This is a genomic window from Agrococcus sp. SGAir0287, from assembly GCF_005484985.1.
Lineage (GTDB): Bacteria > Actinomycetota > Actinomycetes > Actinomycetales > Microbacteriaceae > Agrococcus.
Genome location: NZ_CP027942.1, coordinates 1,732,295 through 1,753,728 on the forward strand (window position 1 = coordinate 1,732,295; position 21,434 = coordinate 1,753,728).

The 21,434-nt window shown below is 73.6% G+C and carries 17 protein-coding genes and 2 tRNA genes; 4 read left to right on the forward strand and 15 right to left on the reverse strand.

All coding sequences use genetic code 11. The features are described from left to right. The first annotated feature begins 1 nt into the window (after position 1). The gene (locus C1N71_RS08295) at positions 2–2,644 is read left to right on the forward strand and encodes a phosphatidylglycerol lysyltransferase domain-containing protein (protein WP_137755960.1); all 2,643 of its coding nucleotides are present in this window, start codon (positions 2–4) and stop codon (positions 2,642–2,644) included. A 34-nt stretch (positions 2,645–2,678) separates the two neighbouring features. On the opposite strand, the gene C1N71_RS08300 is transcribed toward C1N71_RS08295, so the two are convergent. Both C1N71_RS08300 and C1N71_RS08305 read right to left on the reverse strand, forming a co-directional pair. Then, on the reverse strand, positions 2,679–3,446 hold the full coding sequence (locus C1N71_RS08300; RefSeq protein WP_137755961.1) for an alpha/beta fold hydrolase: 768 nt from the start codon (positions 3,444–3,446) through the stop codon (positions 2,679–2,681). 31 nt (positions 3,447–3,477) lie between these two features. Beyond that, positions 3,478–3,987, reverse strand: coding sequence for a hypothetical protein (locus C1N71_RS08305; RefSeq protein WP_137755962.1), 510 nt, complete (start codon positions 3,985–3,987; stop codon positions 3,478–3,480). An 87-nt stretch (positions 3,988–4,074) separates the two neighbouring features. On the opposite strand from C1N71_RS08305, the gene C1N71_RS08310 reads away from it, so the two are divergent. Continuing rightward, positions 4,075–5,463 carry a dihydrolipoyl dehydrogenase family protein gene (locus tag C1N71_RS08310; protein ID WP_137755963.1) on the forward strand — a complete coding sequence of 463 codons (1,389 nt, stop codon included), beginning with the start codon at positions 4,075–4,077 and terminating at the stop codon, positions 5,461–5,463. 32 nt (positions 5,464–5,495) lie between these two features. Here the strand turns inward: C1N71_RS08310 and C1N71_RS08315 are convergent. From C1N71_RS08315 to C1N71_RS08325, 3 genes are all read right to left on the reverse strand, one after another. Further along, a tRNA-Ile gene (locus tag C1N71_RS08315) sits at positions 5,496–5,569 on the reverse strand. Between the two features lie 10 nt (positions 5,570–5,579). After that, complete coding sequence (locus C1N71_RS08320; RefSeq protein ID WP_254677948.1) at positions 5,580–6,848, reverse strand: glycosyltransferase; 1,269 nt, start codon at positions 6,846–6,848, stop codon at positions 5,580–5,582. Beyond that, positions 6,845–7,786: a multidrug DMT transporter permease gene (locus C1N71_RS08325; RefSeq protein WP_254677949.1), complete on the reverse strand. Its 942-nt coding sequence runs from the start codon at positions 7,784–7,786 to the stop codon at positions 6,845–6,847. The genes C1N71_RS08320 and C1N71_RS08325 overlap by 4 nt, the downstream gene beginning before the upstream one ends. A gap of 43 nt (positions 7,787–7,829) precedes the next feature. Between C1N71_RS08325 and def the strand changes: the two genes are divergently transcribed. Both def and C1N71_RS08335 read left to right on the forward strand, forming a co-directional pair. Beyond that, entirely contained in the window at positions 7,830–8,393 is a 564-nt protein-coding gene (gene def / locus C1N71_RS08330; RefSeq protein WP_137755964.1) for a peptide deformylase, read from the forward strand. Between the two features lie 68 nt (positions 8,394–8,461). Continuing rightward, positions 8,462–8,534 (forward strand) — tRNA-Asn (locus C1N71_RS08335). Positions 8,535–8,897: 363 nt separating this feature from the next. Here the strand turns inward: C1N71_RS08335 and C1N71_RS08340 are convergent. The 10 genes from C1N71_RS08340 to leuA form a co-directional block, all read right to left on the reverse strand. Next, positions 8,898–9,686 (reverse strand): ATP-binding cassette domain-containing protein, encoded by a 789-nt coding sequence (locus tag C1N71_RS08340; protein WP_137755965.1) that lies wholly within the window; start codon positions 9,684–9,686, stop codon positions 8,898–8,900. Continuing rightward, positions 9,683–11,632 (reverse strand): DNA primase, encoded by a 1,950-nt coding sequence (dnaG, locus tag C1N71_RS08345; RefSeq protein ID WP_137755966.1) that lies wholly within the window; start codon positions 11,630–11,632, stop codon positions 9,683–9,685. Before dnaG ends, C1N71_RS08340 begins: the two co-directional genes overlap by 4 nt. Then, a complete protein-coding gene (locus C1N71_RS08350; protein ID WP_254677950.1) occupies positions 11,632–12,864 on the reverse strand; it encodes a deoxyguanosinetriphosphate triphosphohydrolase in 1,233 nt (410 codons plus the stop codon). Before C1N71_RS08350 ends, dnaG begins: the two co-directional genes overlap by 1 nt. Further along, a complete protein-coding gene (dusB, locus tag C1N71_RS15340; RefSeq protein ID WP_137755968.1) occupies positions 12,854–14,017 on the reverse strand; it encodes a tRNA dihydrouridine synthase DusB in 1,164 nt (387 codons plus the stop codon). The genes C1N71_RS08350 and dusB overlap by 11 nt, the downstream gene beginning before the upstream one ends. Before the next feature lies 1 nt (position 14,018). Then, positions 14,019–15,401: a glycine--tRNA ligase gene (locus tag C1N71_RS08360; protein ID WP_137755969.1), complete on the reverse strand. Its 1,383-nt coding sequence runs from the start codon at positions 15,399–15,401 to the stop codon at positions 14,019–14,021. A gap of 101 nt (positions 15,402–15,502) precedes the next feature. Beyond that, positions 15,503–16,339, reverse strand: coding sequence for an endo alpha-1,4 polygalactosaminidase (locus C1N71_RS08365; protein WP_137755970.1), 837 nt, complete (start codon positions 16,337–16,339; stop codon positions 15,503–15,505). Positions 16,340–16,431: 92 nt separating this feature from the next. Further along, positions 16,432–17,919, reverse strand: a complete 1,488-nt coding sequence (locus C1N71_RS08370; RefSeq protein WP_137755971.1) for a putative Ig domain-containing protein — start codon at positions 17,917–17,919, stop codon at positions 16,432–16,434. 106 nt (positions 17,920–18,025) lie between these two features. Continuing rightward, the gene (locus C1N71_RS08375) at positions 18,026–18,832 is read right to left on the reverse strand and encodes an isoprenyl transferase (RefSeq protein ID WP_137755972.1); all 807 of its coding nucleotides are present in this window, start codon (positions 18,830–18,832) and stop codon (positions 18,026–18,028) included. Between the two features lie 11 nt (positions 18,833–18,843). Continuing rightward, positions 18,844–19,596, reverse strand: coding sequence for a DNA repair protein RecO (gene recO / locus C1N71_RS08380; protein WP_137755973.1), 753 nt, complete (start codon positions 19,594–19,596; stop codon positions 18,844–18,846). 13 nt (positions 19,597–19,609) lie between these two features. Continuing rightward, positions 19,610–21,379: a 2-isopropylmalate synthase gene (gene leuA, locus C1N71_RS08385; protein WP_137755974.1), complete on the reverse strand. Its 1,770-nt coding sequence runs from the start codon at positions 21,377–21,379 to the stop codon at positions 19,610–19,612. Positions 21,380–21,434 lie beyond the last annotated feature (55 nt).

The window sequence follows — 21,434 nt, forward strand, 5'->3', positions numbered from 1 at the left end:
CATGGGATGGCTCGACGGGCTGCCGATCCCGCTCCTCGCGTCGATCGGCGCGCTGGGCACGATGCTCGAGGGCGTCGGCCTGCCGCTGCCGGGCGAGACGGTGCTCGTCGCGATCGCGCTCGTCGCGCAGCCGCACGGCGTCGCGGCGATCGTCGCCGTCGGCGTGGCCGCCGCCCTCGGCGCGCTCGCGGGCGAGACGGCGGGCTACCTGCTCGGGCGGCGCTTCGGCGATCGCCTGCTGCGCGCCGTCAGCAGACGGCTGCCGTGGCTGCTGCCCGCCGCGAGCATCGACGCCGTCGCCGAGCGCATGCGGCAGCACGCGACGAGCGCCATCGTGCTCGGCCGCTGGGCCGCGGTGCTGCGCGTGCTCGTCGCCCCGCTCGCGGGCGCGGTCGGGGTGCCGCCGCTGCGATTCGCGCTCGCCGCGCTCGCCGGCACGACGCTGTGGACCGCCGCGATCGTGACGCTCGTCGGGCTCCTGGGCGCTGCGGCGCGCTCGTGGCTGCACGTCGGCGCCTGGTCGGTGCTGCTCGTCGCAGCCGTGGCGGCCGTCGTCGGCGTCGTGCTGGTCGCGAGGCGGACGGGCGACGGCGGCGCCGGGCGCGCCGCCGCCGTCGCCGCGCGGGTGCTCGGCGTGGTGCGCCGCGTGCCCTTCACCGTCGGCCTCGTCGTGCTCTTCCTCGCGATCGGGGCGGCGACGGGCGCGCTCTGGACGCGCGCGCCCCGGCTGCCGTGGTTCGCCGACGTCGCCTATGGCGTGCCGCAGCTCGAGCGCGGCGCGTGGTGGACGCCGATCACGGGCTCGCTCGTCGCGACGGAGCCGCTCGACTACGCGACCTTCCTGCTCGTCGCCCCGCTGGCGGTCGGGCTGCTCGAGCTGCGCCGCGGCACGCTGCGCGCCGCCGCGACCGTCGTGCTCGGGCAGCTCGGCGCGATCCTCGGCGCGTTCGCCATCCTCATGCTCCTGCAGCCGACGGGCTGGCAGTGGCCCGTCGAGCTCGCATCGCAGCTCGACGCGGGCCCCTCCGGCGGATACCTCGCCGCGCTCGTCGCGCTCGCGGCGACGCTGCAGGAGCCCTGGCGGCTGCGGATGCGGGCGGCGGTCGTGGCGCTGTTCGTCGTGCTGCTCCTCGGCCAGGGCACGATCGCCGACCTCGAGCACCTCGTCGGCGTGCTCGCGGTCGCCGTCATCACGACCCGCACGCGACGTCGGCCGGCGATGCGGGAATGGCGGCTCGTCGCCGGCATCGGGCTCGCGTCCCTCGCGGCCGCGCAGCTGCTGAGCCTCGCCACGAGCGGCCCCGCGCTCGCCACCGACCCGTACGCGCCGCTCTGGCTCGACCTCGGCATCGACCTCCTCCTGCTCCTCGTGCTCGCCAGGCCGCTCCTGCAGGGGCTGCGCGCGGCGTGGTGGGGCGCGGTCGCGCTCTCGCTCGTGTCGATCGTGCAGGCCGGCCTGCTGCTCGCGCTGCTCGGCGACGACCTCGCGGCATCCGTCTCCCTCGAGACGGCGCTCGCCGCCGGCGCGCTGTGGATCGTGCTGCTCGTCGTGCTCGTCGTCGGCCGACGCGCGTTCCAGGCGCCCGTCCGCATCGGCGAGCGCCACGCGGACGCGTCGCGCGCCGCGCGGGATCGCGCACGCGCGACCGTGCGCGCCGTCGGCGGCGGCACGCTCTCGTGGATGGCGACGTGGCCCGACATGGCCTACCAGGAGGTCGACGGCGGCGTCGTGGCGCTGCAGCGCCACGGACGCGTGCGCATCGTCCTCGGCGATCCCATCGTGCCGGCGGCGGGTCTCGGCGGGGCGCTCGCCGCGCTCGACGAGGCCGCGACGACCGACGGCGTCGTGCCGTGCGTCTTCTCCGCATCCGAGGCGGCGCGCCGTGCCGCGCCGGACGGCTGGCGCTCGCTGTGGCTCGCCGACGACGTGATCCTCGACCTCCCGATGCCGGAGCCCGTGGGCAAGCCGTGGGCGTGGGCGCGCACCGCCCTCAACCGCGCGGCGCGCGAGGGCGTCGAGGTGCGGATCACGACGCTGCGCGACGAGCCCGGCGCGATCCTCGACCAGGTGCGCGCGATCTCCGAGTCGTGGGTGGAGGACAAGGCGCTGCCGGAGATGGGCTTCACCCTGGGCGGCGTGCGCGAGGCGCTCGACCCGGAGGTGCGGGTCGCGCTCGCGATCGACGCCAACGGCGTCGTGCAGGGCGTGCTCAGCTGGCTGCCCGTCTTCGCGCCCGGAGGCGGCGTGCGCGGCTGGACGCTCGACCTCATGCGACGTCGCGACGGCGGCTTCCCGCCCGCGATCGACCTGCTCGTCCTCCGCTCCGCGCAGCTGCTGCACGACGAGGGTGCCGCGTTCCTCAGCCTCTCGGGGTCGCCGCTCGCGACGGAGCCCGGCGTCGAGCGCGAGCGCACGGCCGTCTCCGCCGCCCTCGAGCGCGTCGCGTCCCTGCTCGAGCCCGCCTACGGGTTCCAGTCGCTGCACGACTACAAGCGCAAGTTCCAGCCGCGGTACGAGCCGATGTGGCTGCTGTACCGCGACGAGGGCGACCTCGCGGCGATCGGCGTCGCGATCGCGCGCGCCTACCTGCCGGGCGCCTCCGCGACCGATCTCGTCCGAGCGGGGCTCGAGCTCGGGCGCTGAGGCAGCATCCGCCGCACCGGTCGGTGCGCGCGCGTCAACGGCCGACGCGACGCAGGATCGCGTCCGCCATCGCATCCGGTGCCTCGAGCGGCACCACGTGTCCGCCGGGCACCTCCTGCAGCTCGACGTCGGTGAACCAGTCCGGCAGCGCATCCGCCCACGCGATCGGGAACAGCGGATCCTCGCGCGGCCAGAGCATCGTGGTGGGAACGCTCGACGGCCTGCCGCCGGCGTAGCCGACGTTGTCTCGGTACCAGGCGATCGAGGCGGCGAACGCGCCGGGTCGGGCGTAGGCGCGGACGACGGCGTCGAAGCGCTCCCCCGCCGCGAGGTCGGCCGACGGCGACCATGTCTCGAGCAGGAAGCCGAGGTGCTCGCGGATGGCGTCCTCGCGTCCGTCGACGAGGCGCTCGGCGAGCGGTGTGCGATGGAAGTGCTGGTACCAGAATCGATCGGCGAGCTCGGGTGCTGCCGCCCTCGAGCCGATGCCTGGGTACCCCGGCGTGAGCACGGCGCCGACGACGCGCGTCGGCGCCGCCCGCACGATGGCCTGCGCGATGCGGCTGCCGATGTCGTAGCCGACGACGACCAGATCGTCGTCGTGCGGCAGGCCGGCGAGCACCCGCCGCGCGTGCGCATCCGTCGAGGCATCGCCGGGTGCCAGCGGGCCGTCGAAGCCCTCCCCGAACCCGACGAGCGCGGGCACGACGTGCCGGGTGCGGCCGAGTCGCTCGACCACGAGGTCGTAGTCGGACGGGAGCCCCGGCCAGCCGTGCAGCAGGACGACGATGGGCTCGGACATCGCACCAGCATGCCGTGCATGCCTGTGAGCGTCAGGCGTGCGCGAGCGACTGCAGCCCGATCACCGCCAGCCCCAGCACGGCCTCGGCCCCGAGCACGAGGAGGCGCTGCCACCACGCGATGCGCGCGCGGCGCACCGCGAGCCAGCCGATGACGACGAGCGCGACGATGAGCGCGACGGCGGATGCATGCAGCGCACGAGCCGGCTCCCACGCGCCGATCGCCGCGAGGCCGAGGAAGACGAAGGGCAGCGCGACGCCGCCCAGCGCGCCCACGAGCGTGCCGACGATGTGACGCAGCTCGTCGGTGGTCGGCAGCGACTCGTGGACGACGACGTGGCTCACGACGTCGGCGGTGAAGACGGCGAGCACCGTGCCCGCGAGCGTGATGCCGAGCGTCGCGAGGGCCTCCTTCGCCGTCGGCTCGCCGTGGCCGGCGAGGGCGAGCACGACCGCGAGGGAGGCGAAGGTCAGGTAGATGCGCTCCTTGAGCACGGCCGCGCGCTCCTCGCGGCCCGCCGCGGAGTCGTCGCGTGCGCGCATGGGGTCACGCTACGCCAGCGCCAGCCCTTCCCCCGCGCTGCGCGACCTGGGGAGGATGGAGGCCCGACCCGCAGGAGGAGTCTCGCCATGCCCGACATCGATCGCTACGACGTCGTCGTCATCGGCGCCGGCCCGGGCGGCACCGCCGCCGCGCTGCGCGCCGCCGACCTCGGGGCGCGCGTCGTCGTGCTCGAGGCGGCGCGGCTCGGCGGGACGTGCGTGAACTCCGGGTGCGTGCCCACGCGCGTGCTCGCCCGTGCGGCGCGCCTCGTGCGCGACGCGCGGTCCGCGCGCGAGCACGGCGTCGTCGTCGGCGACGTCACGCTCGACTGGCGCGGCGTCGTCGAGCGCGTCCACGCGCGCGTCGACGAGGTACGGGCGATGAAGCGCGAGGCCGAGCGCTTCGCCGCCGCGGGCGTCGACCTCGTGCAGGAGGGCCGTGCGCGCTTCGTCGATCCGCACACGCTCGAGCTCGACTCCGGCCGGCACGTCGCGGGCGACGCCGTGCTCGTCTGCGTCGGCGGGCACGCGCGCCGGCTGCCCATCCCCGGCGCCGAGCTCGCGATCCTCCCCGACGAGGTGCTCGACCTGCCGGCGCTGCCGCAGCGCGTCGCCGTCATCGGTGGCGGCAACACGGGCGCGCAGCTCGCGACGGTGCTCGACGCGTTCGGCAGCCGCGTCACGCTGCTCGACCTCGCCCCGCGCATCCTCATGGCCTCCGACGCCGCGATCGCCGACGAGGTCACGGCCGCGTTCGTGGCGCGTGGCGTCGACGTGCGGGTCGGGATCGACGGAGTCTCGCGGTTGGCGCACTCGGCGGACGGCGCCATCGACCTCGTGCTCGTGGAGGACGGCGCCGAGCGCACGATCGAGGTCGACGCCGTCATCATGGCCACGGGCTGGCCCGCCGACGTCGACGACCTCGGCCTCGAGCACGCCGGGCTGCGCGTCGAGCGCGGCGCGATACCCGCCGACGAGTACCTGCGCACCGCGGTGCCGCACGTCTTCGCCGTCGGCGACGCGAACGGTCGCGACATGCTCGTGCAGGCGGCGCAGTTCGAGGGAGAGGCGGCAGCGGAGAACGCCGTGCTCGGCGCCTCCGTGCGCGCGCCGCATCGGCTGCTGCCCGCCGGAGGCTTCACGGATCCCGACTACGCCGGCGTCGGCTTCACCGAGGAGCAGGCGCGGGCGCGCGATCCCCGCTGCGTCGTCGCGACGATCCGCTACGACGCGCTCGATCGCGCCGTCATCGACGACCGCGACGTCGGCTTCCTGAAGCTCGTCGTCGACCGCTCTCGCTCGACGGTGCTCGGCGCCCACGCTGCGGGCGAGAGCGCCGTCGAGGTCGTGCAGGCCCTCACGACCGCCATGGCGGCCGGCGTGCGCGTGCAGACCCTCGCCGAGGTGCGCTTCGCCTACCCGACGTACTCGGCGATCATCGGCATGGCAGCGCGGGCGGTGCTCGCGGCGTCGTGAGAGGGTCGGTCGCGACCGACCGGACGCACTCGTAGGGCGGACGGGACTTGAACCCGTGACCGACGGATTATGAGTCCGCTGCTCTGACCGGCTGAGCTACCGCCCCGCGCTCGAGCCTACCGAGGCTCGCTCGTGCGCTCGTCGGCGTCGTCGAGCACGGCGCCGTCGGCGTCGAGCTCGATGCGCCCGGAGTCGGTCTCGAGGTGCGGCAACTCGGTGACGGGGTCGACGACGTCCTCGCCGCGGTAGAGCGCCTCGAAGGTCTCGAGCGTCGTCTCGATGTCGTGCGGCTGCACCATCTGCAGCGACCGGTGGCGCATGCGCAGCCACTCCTCGTCGCTCGCGCGCAGCACGCGCTCGAGCTTGTCCGCCAGGTCGCGCTCGTCGTCCGGGCGGAAGAGGTACCCGTTGCCGTCGACGAGGTGCGGCAGCGCGATGGCGTCGGCGGCGACGACGGGCAGTCCCGACGCCATCGCCTCGAGCGTCGCGATCGACTGCAGCTCCGCCGTCGAGGGCATGACGAAGACCTCGCCGCCGGTGAGGCGCGCGCGCAGCTCCTGCGTGGAGACGAGTCCCGTGAGCTCGACGCGATCGCCGACGCCGAGCTCGCGGGCGAGCCGGCGGAGCTCCTCGACGAGGTCGCCACCGCCGACGATCTGCAGCCGTGCATCGAGGTCGCTCGGCAGCAGCGCGAGGGCGCGGATGGCGACCTCGATGCGCTTCTCGCTCGTGACGCGGCCGACGAAGACCATCGTGCCGCGGTTGCGCGCGGGCGAGACGGTGTAGTCGGAGGCGCGGATGCCGCACGAGATCGCGTGCACGTGACGCAGGCCCGTCATCTTCTCGAGGTAGTCGGCGCTGCGGCGCGTCGGCGTCGTGACGACGTCGCACCGCCCGAACACGCGTCCCGCATCCGCCCACAGCGCGCCGATGAGCGGCTTCTGCGCGGGGCCGGGGATGTTCGAGTGGTCCATGAGGTTCTCGAACATGATGTGGTTCGTGCCGACGAGGCGGATGCCGCGCGCCCGAGCCGCCGCCGCGAAGCCGCGGCCGACGACGAGGTGCGACTGGAAGTGCACGACGTCGGGCTGCAGCGCATCGAGCAGCGAGCCCGCGTTCTGCACGATGCGCCACGGCTCCGCGAAGCGCAGCCACTCGTGGCGCGGGTACCTCAGCGACCGCAGGCGGTGCACCGTGAAGCGCACCCCCTCGTGCTCCTCGACGCGCGTGCCCTGCTTCCCGCGACCCGTGGCGGACGCCACGACGTGCACCTCGTGGCCGCGTCGCACGAGCCCCGCCGCGAGCTGCGTGGCGAACGTCGCCGCGCCGTTGACGTCGGGCGCGAACGTGTCGCCGGTGATGAGGATGCGGAGCGGGTCCGTCACGCGTCGTCCTCCGTGCGGGTCGATGCCTGGAGCTGGGGGTGGTGGCGCGCGAGCTGGAAGACGCCGAACACGGCGAGCCCTCCCGCGAGCACGAAGACGATGAGCGCCCACGGGGGCGTCTGCGCGGCCTCGCCGAGGACCGTGACGCCGATGAGGACGGCGACGAGCGGGTCGACGACCGTGAGCCCGGCGATGACGAGGTCCGGCGGGCCCGACGCGTGCGCGAGCTGCACGAAGTAGCCGCCGAACGCGAGCGCGCCCGCGACGCCGAGGAGGCACAGGATCGTCAGCCACTCGAAGTTACCGGTCGTGATGCGGTTCAGCACGACCTTCATCAGGGTCACGACGAAGCCGTAGAGCACGCCGGCGGCGATGACGTAGAAGATCGCGCTCGCCCGGTCGCGCCACCGCCACCACGCGAGCCCGAGGCCGATGCCGACGACGAGCAGCAGGCTCAGCACCGTGAGCAGCTGCTGGTCGCGGATGGGGTGCTCGACGGCGAAGACCGCCGCGACCGTGACGAAGATGCCGATGCCGACGAGGCAGAACGCGATCGAGTTGATCGTCGGCCGGTCGAGACGATGCCTGGCCACGCGGGCGTTGACGATCGCCGTGACGACGAGCGCCACGGCGCCGAGCGGCTGCACGACGATGAGCGGCGCGAGCGACAGCGCCCAGAGCTGCATGAGCGCGGCGAGGCCGAGCATCACGGTGCCGATCACCCACGACGGGCGGCCGATCAGGAGTGCGAGCTGCCGGAGGTCGAGCGACGCGCCGGACCTGCCCGTCCTTCCCTCCACGAGCGAGACGCCGCGGTGCTGGAACTGCGTCCCGAGGGAGAGCACGATCGCGCCGACGAGCGCGATCGGGATGCCGAGCGCCTGCAACGGCGTCAGCGAGATCTGATCGGTCAGATCGGTGATGTCAGCCAGCCGCACCACTCGACAGTACCGGCCCTGCGCCGTCGATAGCCTTGGCGACATGGCCGTCCTCCCGATCCGCATCACCGGCGACCCGGTGCTCCACGCCCGCGCCGACGAGGTGACCGCGATCGACGACGCGCTGCGCACGCTCGTCGCGGACATGGTCGAGACGATGCACGCGGCGCCCGGCGTGGGGCTCGCAGCGCCCCAGGTCGGCGTCGGCAAGCGGCTCTTCGTCTGGTCATGGACGGATGCGGACGGCGTCGAGTCCTCGGGCGTGGCGATCGACCCGACGCTGTGGATCGCGCCCGTGCCGATCGACGAGCCCACCGAGGACGACGAGGAGGGCTGCCTCTCGATCCCCGGCCCGCGCGAGGCGCTCACCCGATCGCCCGCCGCGATCCTCGAGGCGACGGACCTCGACGGGCAGCGCTTCCGCATCGAGGCGACGGGATGGCTCGCTCGGATCTTCCAGCACGAGTACGACCACCTCGACGGCGTGCTCTACGCCGATCGCCTCGCGCACCGCGAGTGGAAGTCGCTCGAGAAGGCGATCAGGAAGGCGCGCTACGGGCGGCCCGGGCTCTCGTGGACGCCCGGCGTCGACGACGTCGAGGCCTGACGCGGAGGCCCCGCGTGGTTCGAGTCGACCGCGCGAGGGTGCTAGGCTAGCCGGGCTGTTCCCAGCATTCCTCGATAGCTCAATTGGCAGAGCAGCCGGCTGTTAACCGGCAGGTTGATGGTTCGAGTCCATCTCGGGGAGCAGCAGAGGGCCCCACCGTTCGCGGTGGGGCCCTCGTCGTTCCCGGCCGCTGCCGCGCATCCCCTGCCCGCCGCCGTCCCACCTCCCGACCGGGCCACCAAGGGCAAGCACCCTCCCCTCCAGCACGGTGGCCACGAAGGGCGAGCATCGGCCACGAAAGGCAGCCACTCCTGGCCACCGTGGGACCCCGCGTGGCCACTCGCGATCCCTCGTGGTCAGTCAGCGTGACGCGCGACCTTGCGCAGCCCGCCTGCCGAGCCTGCCGGGCCTGCCCCGCCCGCCGGCTCCACCAGCACGGTGGCCAGGAAGGGCGAGCATCGGCCACGAAGGGCAGCCACTCCTGGCCACCGTGGGACGCCGGCGTCAGGCGGCCGGGCGCTCCGCGCGGGCGAGCGCCTCGACGTAGGGATGGCGCGGGTCGGCGAGCAGCGCGTCGATCGCGCCCGCGCCGACGACGCGTCCGCGGTGCAGGACGATCGAGGAGCCGCCGATCGCACGCGCCTGATGCGGCGTGCGCACGACCGCGACGACCGCACGCGTCCTGGCGAGCTCGCGCAGGCCCTCGAGCACGTCGGGCGCGACGACCGGGTCGAGGCCCGAGATCGGGTCGTCGACGACGAGCGCGCGCGGGTCGAGCACGAGCGCACGGGCGAGCGACACCCGCTGGCGCTGGCCTCGCGAGAGCTCGAACACGTGGCGGTCGAGCATGCCGAGCGGCAGTCGCACGGCGTCGAGCGCTCCGGCGACGGCGATGCCCGCCTCCGCGCGATCGAAGCGGGGGTCGCGGTCGAAGATGGGGCTCGCGACGACGTCGCCGACCGTCAGCGTGCCGTCGAGATGCTCGGAGCCGCGCTGCTGCGCGTGCCCGACGAAGGCGAGCAGCCGTGTCCTGGCTCGCGGGCCGAGGCCGCGCACGTCGTGCCCGAGCACGGCGATCGAGCCGCCGTGCAGCTCGGGGCCGCCCTCCTTCGGCGTTCGCAGCGCGATGGCGTCGAGCAGCGTCGACTTGCCGGAGCCCGTCGGCCCGAGCACCGTGATCGGCGCGCCCGGCTCGGCGACGAGCGACGCGCCTCGCACGACGAGGCCCGTCGCGCCCGCGTGGGCGAGGGATGCGTCGTGCACGCGGATCGCCGCGTGGGTCGGCTCGGTCATCGCTGCTCCTCCATCCGCGCCCGCTCGGCGTCGAGCTCGTCGATCCTCGTGGCGATGCGCCGCGCCGCCGCCGGATCGCCGTCCCGCAGGCGGTACAGCTGTCCGAGCAGCTCGCCCTTCTCCCTCAGGATGTCACGCAGGATGAGCGTGACGACCACGCCGCGCACGCTCGCCTCCACCCCGCGCGGACCCGCGACCATCGGCGCGATCGCGAGCTCGCGCACGAGCGGCGCGAGCGGCTCGGGCACCGCGGCCGCCACGCGCTCGGAGAACGTGGGCTCGGCGATGTGGTCGAGCTCGGCGAGGATGCCGTCGCGGACGATGCGGAGCGAGCCGTCGCCGACGTGCGCCGACGCGCCGCGCGCCCGCATCTCGACGGGCACGTGCCCGCCCTGCTGCAGCATCGCGACGATCGCCTCGCGCTCGAGGATCGTCGCGGGATCCTTCGGCAGCTGCTGGAGGGTGACGCGCGGCTCGGCGGGAGCGGCGGGCGGCGCCGCGGCGCCCTGCGCCGCCTGGCCGGCCGGGCCGCCCGGCCGCGCCGGTGCGCCGAGCGCGCCCTGCGAGCCCGGGCGCGACTGCTGGCCGCGCGCGTCCTGCTGCCGCGCCTGCTGGGCTCGCCATCCCTGCAGCGCCCGCTGCACGTCGCGCGGCTCGACGCCGAGCCAGCCCGCGACCTGCCGCTGGTAGCCGTCCGCGAGCGCTCGATCGCGGATCGTGGCGAGGACGGGCGCCGCGGCGCGCGTCGCCTGCACGCGACCCTCGACGGTCTCGAGGTCGAACGCGTCGACGACGCGGCGCAGCATGAACTCGAACATCGGCCTGCGCGTCTCGACGAGCCGCCGCACGGCGTCGTCGCCCCGCTGCAGGCGCAGGTCGCACGGGTCGAGCCCGTCTGGTGCGACGGCGACGAACGTCTGCGCTGCGAACCGCTGCTCCTCGGCGAACGCACGGCTCGCGGCCTTCTGCCCCGCCTCGTCCGGGTCGAACGTGAAGACGACCTTGCCGAGCGAGGTCGTGTCGGTCGTGGACACGTCGCCGAGCACGCGCCGCAGCACCTTGATGTGGTCGACGCCGAACGCCGTGCCGCAGGTCGCGATCGCGGTCGTCACACCCGCGAGATGGCACGCCATGACGTCCGTGTAGCCCTCGACGATGACCGCCTCGCGCTGCTTCGAGATGTCGCGCTTGGCGAGGTCGAGCCCGTAGAGCACCTGCGACTTGTGGTAGATCGCCGTCTCGGGCGTGTTGAGGTACTTCGGGCCGGGGTCGTCGTCGAGGAGCCGCCGCGCGCCGAAGCCGACGGTCGCGCCCGTGACGTCGCGGATGGGCCACACGAGCCGGCCGCGGAAGCGGTCGTAGGGCCCTCGCTGCCCCTCGGAGAGCAGTCCGGCGCGCAGCTGCTCGTCGTCGGTGAATCCCAGCCCGCGCAGGTGGGTGCGCAGCGCCTCGAACGACTGCGGGGCGAAGCCGACGCCGAAGCGCTGCGCGGCGGCGAGGTCGAACCCGCGCTCGCCGAGGAAGCGCTGGCCCGGCTCGGCGGCCGGCGTGAGCAGCTGCGCCTGGAAGAACTCCGCCGCCGCCTTCGAGGCCTCGAGCAGCCGCAGCCGCGAGCCGGCCTCGATCTGCGGCGCCCCGCCGTCCTCGTAGCGCAGCGTGATGCCGAGCTGCGCGGCGAAGCGCTCGACCGTCTCGGCGAACGACGTGTGGTCCATCGCCATCACGAAGCCGATGACGTCGCCGTCCTCGCCGCAGCCGAAGCAGTGGTAGCGGCCGATGGCGGGGCGCACGTGGAACGACGGCGTGCGCTCGTCGTGGAAGGGGCACAGCCCCTTGAGGCTGCCGACGCCCGCGGACTTCAAGGTGACGTGGTCCGACACGACGTCGACGATCGACATGCGGCTGCGGACCTCGTCGATGTCCTCCCTGCGGATGCGGCCGGGCATCAGACCACCTGCTGCGCGTGCCAGGCGACGGCCGTCTGGTCCGAGAGGCTCGCGACCTGGTCGACGACGACGCGCATGCGGCCTGCGTCGTCGGATGCCTCGCGCCAGTCCTCGGCGAAGGTCGCGTCGAGCGCCCCCTCCCCCATCTCGAGCAGCCGGTCGGCGAGCTCGCCGAGGATCTCGCGCTGCTGCTCGTAGATCGGCTGGCGATGCTCGACGTCCATGACGTACGCCGCGACGGTGCCCTTCAGCACGGCGATCTCGGCGCGCACCTCGCTCGGCACGACGACCGAGCCGCCGAAGCGCGCGAGCGGCCCCGAGTACGCCGCACGGGTGGCGGCTGCCGCGGCCGTCGCGAAGCGCCCGATGAGGCGGGAGGTGAGGTTCTTCAGGCGCGCCTGATCGCCGCGGCCACCGTCGAAGCCGTCGAGCCACGTGTCGAGGTCGTCGAGCCGGTCGAACGCGGCGAGCAGCTCGTCGCGCGGCACGTCGCCGACCCAGCGCTCCATGCGGTCGACGAGCTCGTCGTGGTCGGCGCGGGCTGCGAGCGCGCGCGGGTCGATGAAGCCGTTGACGATCGCGTCCTCGAAGTCGTGCACCGAGTAGGCGATGTCGTCGGCGAGGTCCATGACCTCCGCCTCGATGCAGCGACGCCCCTCGGGCGCGCCCTCGCGCGCCCATGCGAAGACGTCGCGGTCGACGGCGTAGAAGCCGAACTTCACGCGCCCGGATCCCGCGTCGAGCACCTCCTGGTCGGCGGGCCACGGGTACTTCGTCGCGGCGTCGACGCTCGCGCGCGTGAGGTTGAGCCCGTAGGGGCGGTCGGCGACGATCTTCGGCTCGAGACGCGTGATGACGCGCAGCGTCTGCGCGTTCCCCTCGAAGCCGCCGATGGCCGCCGCCCACGCGTTGAGCGCGCGCTCGCCGTTGTGCCCGAAGGGCGGATGACCGATGTCGTGCGCGAGGCAGGCGGTGTCGACGACGTCGGGATCGAGTCCCAGCGCGCCCGCGAGCTCGCGGCCCACCTGCGCCACCTCCAGCGAGTGCGTCAGCCGGTTGCGGGCGAAGTCGAGGCCCGACGTGGGCGAGACGACCTGCGTCTTCTGCGCGAGGCGGCGCAGGGCGCTCGAGTGCAGCAGGCGCGCTCGGTCGCGCGCGAAGTCGCTGCGCCGCGTCGAGTGCGTCTCGGGCAGCCAGCGCTCGCGGTCGTGCCCGACGTAGTCAGCCGCCACGCGTGTCGCTCTCGTCCTCGATGAGGGCGGCGCGCTGCGCGGGGGTGAGCTCTGGGCTGTCGAGCCAGCCGTCCGGCAGCGCGGGGCGCTTCGGGCTGCCTGCGCGACCGCGCTGGCCCTCGACGCCGGCGGCGTCGTAGGGCGCGTCCGGGAGCGTCGCCACGAGCTCGTCGATCTCGGCGATGCTCGACACGGCTGCGAGCGCACGGCGCACGTCGCCGCCCATCGGGTAGCCCTTGCCGTACCAGGCGACGTGCTTGCGGATGTCGCGGCAGGCGCGGTCCTCGTCGCCGAAGTGCTCGACGAGCAGCTCGGCATGCCGGCGGAAGACGGCGAAGACCTCGTGCAGCGACGGGCGGAAGCGGTCGTCGCGCCCCTCGAACGCGGCGACGAGGTCGCCGAAGAGCCAGGGGCGCCCGAGGCAGCCGCGACCGACGACGACGCCGTCGCAGCCGGTCTCGCGTATCATGCGCACGGCGTCCTCGGCCTGCCAGATGTCGCCGTTGCCGAGCACGGGCACCGTCGTCACGGCCTCCTTGAGGCGTGCGATGGCATCCCAGTCGGCGGTGCCCGAGTAGTGCTGCGCGGCGGTGCGTCCGTGGAGGGCGACGGCCGCGACGCCCGCCGCCTCGGCAGCCCGACCCGCCTCGAGGTAGGTGAGGTGGTCGTCGTCGATGCCCTTGCGCATCTTGACCGTGAGCGGCAGGTCGCCCGCGGCGCGCACGGCGCGCTCGACGATCGCGCGGAAGAGCTCGTGCTTCCACGGCAGCGCCGAGCCGCCGCCGCGGCGCGTGACCTTCGGCACGGGGCAGCCGAAGTTGAGGTCGACGTGGTCGGCGAGGTCCTCGTCGACGATGATGCGCACGGCGCGCTCGACCGTCGCCGGGTCGACGCCGTAGAGCTGCACCGAGCGCGGCGTCTCCGACTCGTGGTGCGACAGGAGGCGGTAGGTCTCCTCGCCGCGCTCGACGAGGGCGCGAGAGGTGACCATCTCCGCGACGTACAGCCCCGCGCCGTGCTCGCGGCACAGCCTGCGGAACGCCGTGTTCGTGATGCCCGCCATCGGCGCGAGCACCACGGGGGCCTCGAGCTCGATGGGGCCGATCCGCAGCGCCGGCGCCCGCGTCGCGGAGAGGCTCTGCGTGCCGGTCATCTCAGGCTCCGACGAGCGCCTGCGCCAGGAAGCCCTCGAGCTCCGCGATGGCGACGCGCTGCTGCTGCATCGTGTCCCGCTCGCGCACCGTGACCGCCTGATCCTCGAGCGAGTCGAAGTCGACGGTGATGCAGAACGGCGTGCCGACCTCGTCCTGACGGCGGTAGCGCCGGCCGATGGCGCCGGCGTCGTCGAACTCGATGGCCCAGTGCTTGCGCAGCCCCTGCGCGACCTCGCGCGCGAGCGGCGAGAGCTGCTCGTTGCGCGACAGCGGCAGCACGGCAGCCTTGACCGGCGCGAGGCGCGGGTCGAGCCGCAGGACGGTGCGCGTGTCGGTGCCGCCCTTCGCGTTCGGCACCTCCTCCTCGTCGTAGGCCTCGATGAGGAAGGCCATGAGGCTGCGCGTGAGGCCGAACGCCGGCTCGATCACGTACGGCGTGTAGCGCTCGTTCGCCGCCTGGTCGAAGTACTCGAGCTTCTTGCCCGAGTGCTCGGAGTGCGTCGTGAGGTCGTAGTCGGTGCGGTTGGCGACGCCCATGAGCTCGCCCCACTCGCTGCCCTGGAAGCCGAAGCGGTACTCGAGGTCGATCGTGCGCGCCGAGTAGTGCGCGCGCTCGCCGTCGGGCACGTCGAGGTGGCGGATGTTCTCGGGGCGAAGGCCGAGGTCGTGGAACCACGCCTCGCAGTCGGCGACCCAGCGGTCGAACCACTCGGGAGCGTCGGCCGGCGGCACGAAGAACTCGATCTCCATCTGCTCGAACTCGCGCGTGCGGAAGATGAAGTTGCCGGGCGTGATCTCGTTGCGGAACGACTTGCCGATCTGGCCGATGCCGAACGGCGGCTTGCGGCGGGCGGTCGTGACGACGTTGTTGAAGTTCACGAAGATGCCCTGCGCGGTCTCGGGCCGCAGGTAGTGCAGGCCCTCCTCGTCGTCGACGGGGCCGAGGTAGGTCTTCATGAGGCCCGAGAACGCCTTGGGCTCGGTCCACGCGCCGGGCTGGCCCGTCTCCGGGTCCTTGACGTCGGCGAGGCCGTTCGCGGGCGGGTGGCCGTGGTTGGCCTCGTACGCCTCGATGAGGTGGTCGGCGCGGTAGCGCTTGTGGGTGTGCAGCGACTCGACGAGCGGGTCGGTGAACGTCGCCACGTGGCCGGAGGCGTGCCACACCTTCTGCGGCAGGATGATCGACGAGTCGAGGCCGACCATGTCGTCGCGACCCTGCACGAACGTCTTCCACCACTGACGCTTGATGTTCTCCTTCAGCGCCACGCCGAGGGGTCCGTAGTCCCATGCGGAGCGCGAGCCGCCGTAGATCTCACCGGCCTGGAAGACGAATCCGCGACGCTTCGCGAGATTGATGACCTGGTCGAGCCGACTTGCGGGCATGGATGCTCCTGGATCATGCGCGCCGGAGTGCGCGCTGGGCTTCGTGGGGACAGTCGATCCTACCGGCGACCACCGCGCGCGCGGTGCACGGGAGGCACGGCTCACGGGCAGGGCACGCGCACGTGGTCGGCCTCGCCTGCGACCGAGAGCGCGAGGTCGCGCAGCACGCTCAGACGCGGCACGTCGCCGGCGTCGCACATCGCGAGGAACGACGCCTCCGACGTCGACTCGACGTACTCGACGTCGATGTGGCGATCTGCGTAGAGCGCGGCGTAGTCGGCGCATTCGTCGAACTGCCCGCACTCCTCGGTGACGACCATGTCGAAGCCCGCGTCCGGCCCCGCCTCCCCCGCCTCGAGGGCGTTCTTCTGCGCCGCCCAGAGCCCGGCGTCGTGGATGGCGGCGACGAGGTCGGCGGCGAGCGCGAGGTTGCCCTCCATCGTGAGTCCCTCGAAGCGCGTCCACGAGTCGAGGTTGTCGAGCTCGACGGCGTCGTAGCCGGCGTCGGCGCAGCCGGCGATCCACGGCTGCACGATGGCGGCAATCGCGGCGCGGCGATCGGCCGTGGAGGTGTCGAGCGCCATCTCGTCGGGCCAGCCGGGGTCGATCATCGGCTCGCCGGCGTCGTCGCGCAGCAGCAGGTCGGGGTGCTCGTCGAGCCACCACGCGGCGTCGCCCGGCTGCGTCTGGAAGCCGTTGAGGTAGCAGATCGAGAACGCGCCGTCTGCGGGCGGGTCGGATGCGTCGCGCGCGACGATCGTCGTGCCCGGGTCGGGCTCGTACGCGCCGCCGAGCTGGTAGTCGATCGTGCCCTGCGACGCCGCCTCCCACCGCTCGGCGGCGTCGCCGCCGGCCTCGACGGGCCCGGGTCCGGCGGTCGCGCAGCCCGCGAGCGACGCGGTGGCGACGACAGCGACGACCAGGCGACGGATGCGCATGGTCGATCGTCGCACGCCGCGCGGTGGGTGCGTCGTGCCTGCACGCACGACGAGGGCGCCCCGTCGAGGGGCGCCCGCGTCGGTGCGATGCGTCAGCGGCGCGCGAGGCGTCGCGCGACGAGGCCGCCCGCGACGAGCAGCCCGGCGACGAGCGCCAGCCACCCCGCGATCGCGCCGCCGGTCTGCGGCAGCGACGGCCCTGCGGCAGCGGGTGCCGACGGCGCGGGGGCCGAGGGCACCGGCGCCGAGGGCACGGGCGCCGCGGCGACCTCGACCGCGGCGGTGTCGGTCAGCTCGCCGAGCGTCGCGGTGATCGTGCGCCCGCCCGCTGCGCCGAACGTGACGACGCGGCCGTCCACGACGTCCGACGCGTCGGACGACGTCAGCGTCGCAGCCGAGACGTCGGCTGCGTTGCCCTCCGCGTCGACGCCGGTGACGACGTACGTCTGGCTGCCGCCGGTGCCGATGGCGAGGGTCTCGGGCGTGAGGGCGATGCTCACCGCTGGGCCCGCGACGACGTCGATCGTGAGCTCGAGCACGGCATCCGGCTCCACGCCGTTCGAGGCCGTCAGCGTGACCTCCACCGCGCCGACGCCTGCCGTCGGCGTGCCGGCGAGCACGCCCGTGGCGGGGTCGATCGAGAGCCACGCCGGCAGGCCCGAGGCGGTGACGGTCGCGGGCGGCGATCCCGGCTGCAGCTGCGGGTCGTAGGTGAAGGGGACGCCGATGGCCGCGTCGGTCGACGTCGCTCCTGCGAAGCCGGCGCGCGCCTCGACGACGATCGTGTACTCCGCCTCCTCCGAGGTGCCGACGTCGTCCGTCGCGGTCGCGGCGAACACGAACGTGCCGGCCTCGCTGGGAGTGCCCGAGATCGAGCCGTCCGCCGCGAGCGTCAGCCCGTCGGGCAGGTCGGCGGGATCGACCGCGGCGTAGGTGACCGAGCCGGTCGATCCCGTCGCCGCGGGCAGCTGCGCGTCGTACGCGTCGCCCACGATGCCGTCCGCGAGCGGCGCGGTCGACAGGGTGGGGCCGACGAGGGTGACCTCGAGCGTGGCGGAGAGGAAGCAGAGCGGATCGGCGCCGCCGTTGTCGGTGATCTGCAGCGACCAGGCGCCGCCGGCGGCCTGCCCCGCGAAGGTGGACAGCGGCTGCTCCGGACGGAAGGTGCCGGATGCCGGCGCCTGGCCCGTGGACGAGAGCGGGAGGGCGGCTGCGTCGTCGAAGACGACCGAGACCGGTCCCACGGGCGTCTCCCCCGGGTTCGTCCCGCCGTCCACGAGCGTCACGGTGGTGCCCTCCGGCGAGGTGAGGTACAGCTCGGTCTCGTGGTGATGGGCGTTGTTGCCGGTCGGGGCTGCGCAGGTGCCGCTGGTCTTCAGCCAGTCGACGGCGATCGTGACCGAGGCCACGTCGCGATCGGTCGTGATCTGCAGGTCCCGCGTCGCGCTCGACTCGTCGACCTCGGCCGGGGTCGAGTTGGTGGCCGTGAGGGTCACGGCGGCGGAGGCGAGCGCGGGGGCGCTCAGCACGAGGCCGCCCGCGAGGGCGGCGGCGGCAAGGGCGGGGAGGATTCGGCGCACATCGCCGACGGTACTGCCCGCGGGCGTCGTTCGATGGCGGCGCGGCGTCGACCGTCACCCGACGGCGAGCATGGCTCCCTGCGTCGCTCGATCCGAGGGGTCGGAGTCAGACGCTCGGCGCGTCGATCGCGCCGCCGAAGCGGCGCTCACGCCCCGTGTACTGGTCGATCGCGCGCCACAGGTCGGTGCGCGAGAAGTCGGGCCAGAGCGTGTCGAGGAAGACCATCTCGGCGTACGCGCCCTGCCAGGTGAGGAAGTTCGAGATGCGCTGCTCCCCCGACGAGCGCACGTACAGGTCGACGTCGGGCACGTCGGGCAGGTACATGCGGCTGCGGATGACGCGCTCGGTGACCCCCGACGGCGACAGCCGGCCCGCGGCGACGTCCTCGGCGATCGAGCGCACGGCATCCGTGATCTCGAGCCTGCCGCCGTAGTTGATGCACATCGTCAGCGTCATGCGGTCGTTCGCCTCGGTGAGGCGCTCGGCGACGCGCAGCTCGTCGATGACGGAGCGCCACAGCCTCGGCCTGCGGCCGGCCCAGCGGATGCGCACGCCCCAGTCGTGCAGCTGGTCGCGCCTGCGGTGCAGCACCTTCCGGTTGAAGCCCATGAGGAAGCGCACCTCGGCGGGGTCCCGCTTCCAGTTCTCCGTCGAGAACGCGTACACGGACAGGTGCCGCACCCCGGCCTGCAGCGCGCCCGCGACGACGTCGAGCAGCACCTCCTCGCCCGCCTGATGCCCCTCGATGCGCGTCTTGCCCTGCCGGTTCGCCCACCGTCCGTTGCCGTCCATGATGATCGCGACGTGGCTCGGCACCGTGCCGGGCTCGTAGGCGGGCGGCTGCTGGCCGGTCCAGTCGATCGGCCTCGACGCGACGGCGTCGGGATGCCTCGGGATGCGTCGCTCGCTCATCGATGACGAGGCTACTGCGGCGCGGCCGCGCCCGGCGCACGCGAGCGGTCGACGTGCTCGAGGCTGCGCAGGCCGCGCTCGAGGTGCCACTGCACCCACGCCCCGACGATCCCGGAGGCGCGACCGCGGGCTCGCTCCCCGGTCGCGTCGGCCACGGCCCAGTCGCCCGTGAGCAGGGCTGCGAGCAGCCCGACTGTCTCGGCATCGAGCCGTGCGACGCCCGGCGGTGCGTGGCCGTCGGCGACCATGCCGCCGAGCTGCGGCACGAAGGCCGTGTGCGGTCCTGGCTCGCCCGAGACGGCGCAGTCGCCGAACGTCGGCGCCCAGCCCGCGATCGCCATGGCGCGCAGGAGGTAGGAGTCGAGCGTGAGGCCGGGGTCGTGCTCGCCGCGCGAGAGGGAGCGCAGCGCGCCGACGAGCAGCAGGTACTGCTGCACGGAGGCGTCGTGGTCGGTGAGCCGGTCGGCGGTCTCGACCATGGCGGCGGCGGCCGTGTAGCGCGGGTAGTCGACCATGATCTGGTCGGCGTAGGCGCCGAGCGTCTCCGCCTGCGTCACGATGTCGAGGCTGCGGCCGACCGCGAGCTGCAGGTCGGCGACCATGAACGGCTCGAGGCGTGCGCCGAACCTCGAGGAGGTCCGGCGCACGCCCTTCGCGACGGCGCGCACCTTGCCGTGCTCGCGCGTCAGCAGCACGACGATGCGGTCGGCCTCGCCGAGGTGGTGCGTGGTGAGCACCACGCCCTCGTCGCGGTAGACCGGCACCGTGCGCGACCGCTCAGGCGGATGCCGCGCCTGCGCCCGCGGCGACGCGCCCGCGCAGGCCGCGGTTCACGGCCGACACGATGGCGCGCAGCGAGGCGTGGGAGGTGGAGTGGTCGATGCCGACGCCCCAGAAGCGCTCGCCGCCGAGCTCGAGCTCGACGTACGAGGCCGCCTGCGCGTCCTGGCCGGCGGCCATCGTGTGCTCGACGTAGTCGACGAGCGAGACCTCGACGCCCTCGGCGCGCAGCAGCGACAGCAGCGCGTCGATCGGGCCGTTGCCCGACGCCTCCGCGTCGCGCAGCGTCTGCTCGTCGCGCAGCACGACCTTCAGGTGCGTCTGCCCGCCGAGCGACGACTGCGACGCGACCTCGCGCAGCTCGAAGCGACCCCACTGGTCCTCGGCCTGGCGCGAGGGGTTCGGCAGGTACTCGTCGCCGAAGATCTGCCAGATCGCCTCGCTCGAGACCTCGCCGCCCTCCGAGTCGGTGCGCGCCTGCACGATGTTCGAGAACTCGATCTGCAGCCGACGCGGCAGGTCGAGGCCGTGGTCGGTCTGCAGCAGGTAGGCGACGCCGCCCTTGCCCGACTGCGAGTTGACGCGGATGACGGCCTCGTACGAGCGACCGACGTCCTTCGGGTCGATCGGCAGGTACGGCACGGCCCACGGCATCTCGTCGACGCTCTGCCCGGCAGCCGCGGCGTCGGCGGCCATGCGCTCGAAGCCCTTCTTGATCGCATCCTGGTGCGAGCCCGAGAACGCCGTGTAGACGAGGTCGCCGGCCCACGGCGAGCGCTCGTGCACGCGCAGCTGGTTGCAGTGCTCCGCGGTGCGGCGGATGCGGTCGAGGTCCGAGAAGTCGATCTCGGGGTCGATGCCCTGCGTCAGCAGGTTGAGGCCCAGCGCGACGAGGTCGACGTTGCCGGTGCGCTCGCCGTTGCCGAACAGGCAGCCCTCGATGCGGTCCGCGCCGGCCATGTAGCCGAGCTCGGCCGCGGCGATGCCCGTGCCGCGGTCGTTGTGCGGGTGCAGCGAGAGGATGACCGACTCGCGGCGGGCGAGGTTGCGGTGCATCCACTCGATCGAGTCGGCGTACACGTTGGGCGTCGCCATCTCGACCGTCGCGGGCAGGTTGATGATGACGGGCCGCTCGGGGCGCGCGTCGAGCACCTCGATGATCGCGTTGCAGACCTCGAGCGCGTAGTCGAGCTCGGTGCCGGTGTACGACTCGGGGCTGTACTCGTAGCGCACCTGCGTGTGCTGCAGCATGCCCTCGAGCTCGAGGCACAGCCGCGCGCCGTCGACGGCGATCTGCTTCACGCCCTCGCGGTCGGAGCGGAAGACGACGTCGCGCTGCAGCACGCTCGTGGAGTTGTAGATGTGGACGATCGCCTGCTTGGCGCCGTCGATCGCCTCGAACGTGCGGCGGATGAGGTGGTCGCGGCACTGCGTCAGCACCTGGATCGTGACGTCGTCGGGGATGAGGCCGTCGTCGATGAGCTGGCGGACGAAGTCGAAGTCGGTCTGGCTCGCCGAGGGGAAGCCGACCTCGATCTCCTTGTAGCCCATCTCGACGAGCAGCTGGAACATGATCCGCTTGCGCTCGGGGGTCATGGGCTCGACGAGGGCCTGGTTGCCGTCGCGCAGGTCGACGGCGCACCACAGCGGCGCCCGCTCGATGCGGCGGTCCGGCCATGTGCGGTCGGGCAGGTCCACGCGGATCTGCTCGTGATACGGGACGTAGCGATGCGCCGGCATGCCCGACGGCTGCTGCATGCTCTTCATGCTGGATGCTCCTGGGGTCGGATCGACTCCGGGCTGCAGGACGACTCCGCGGCGA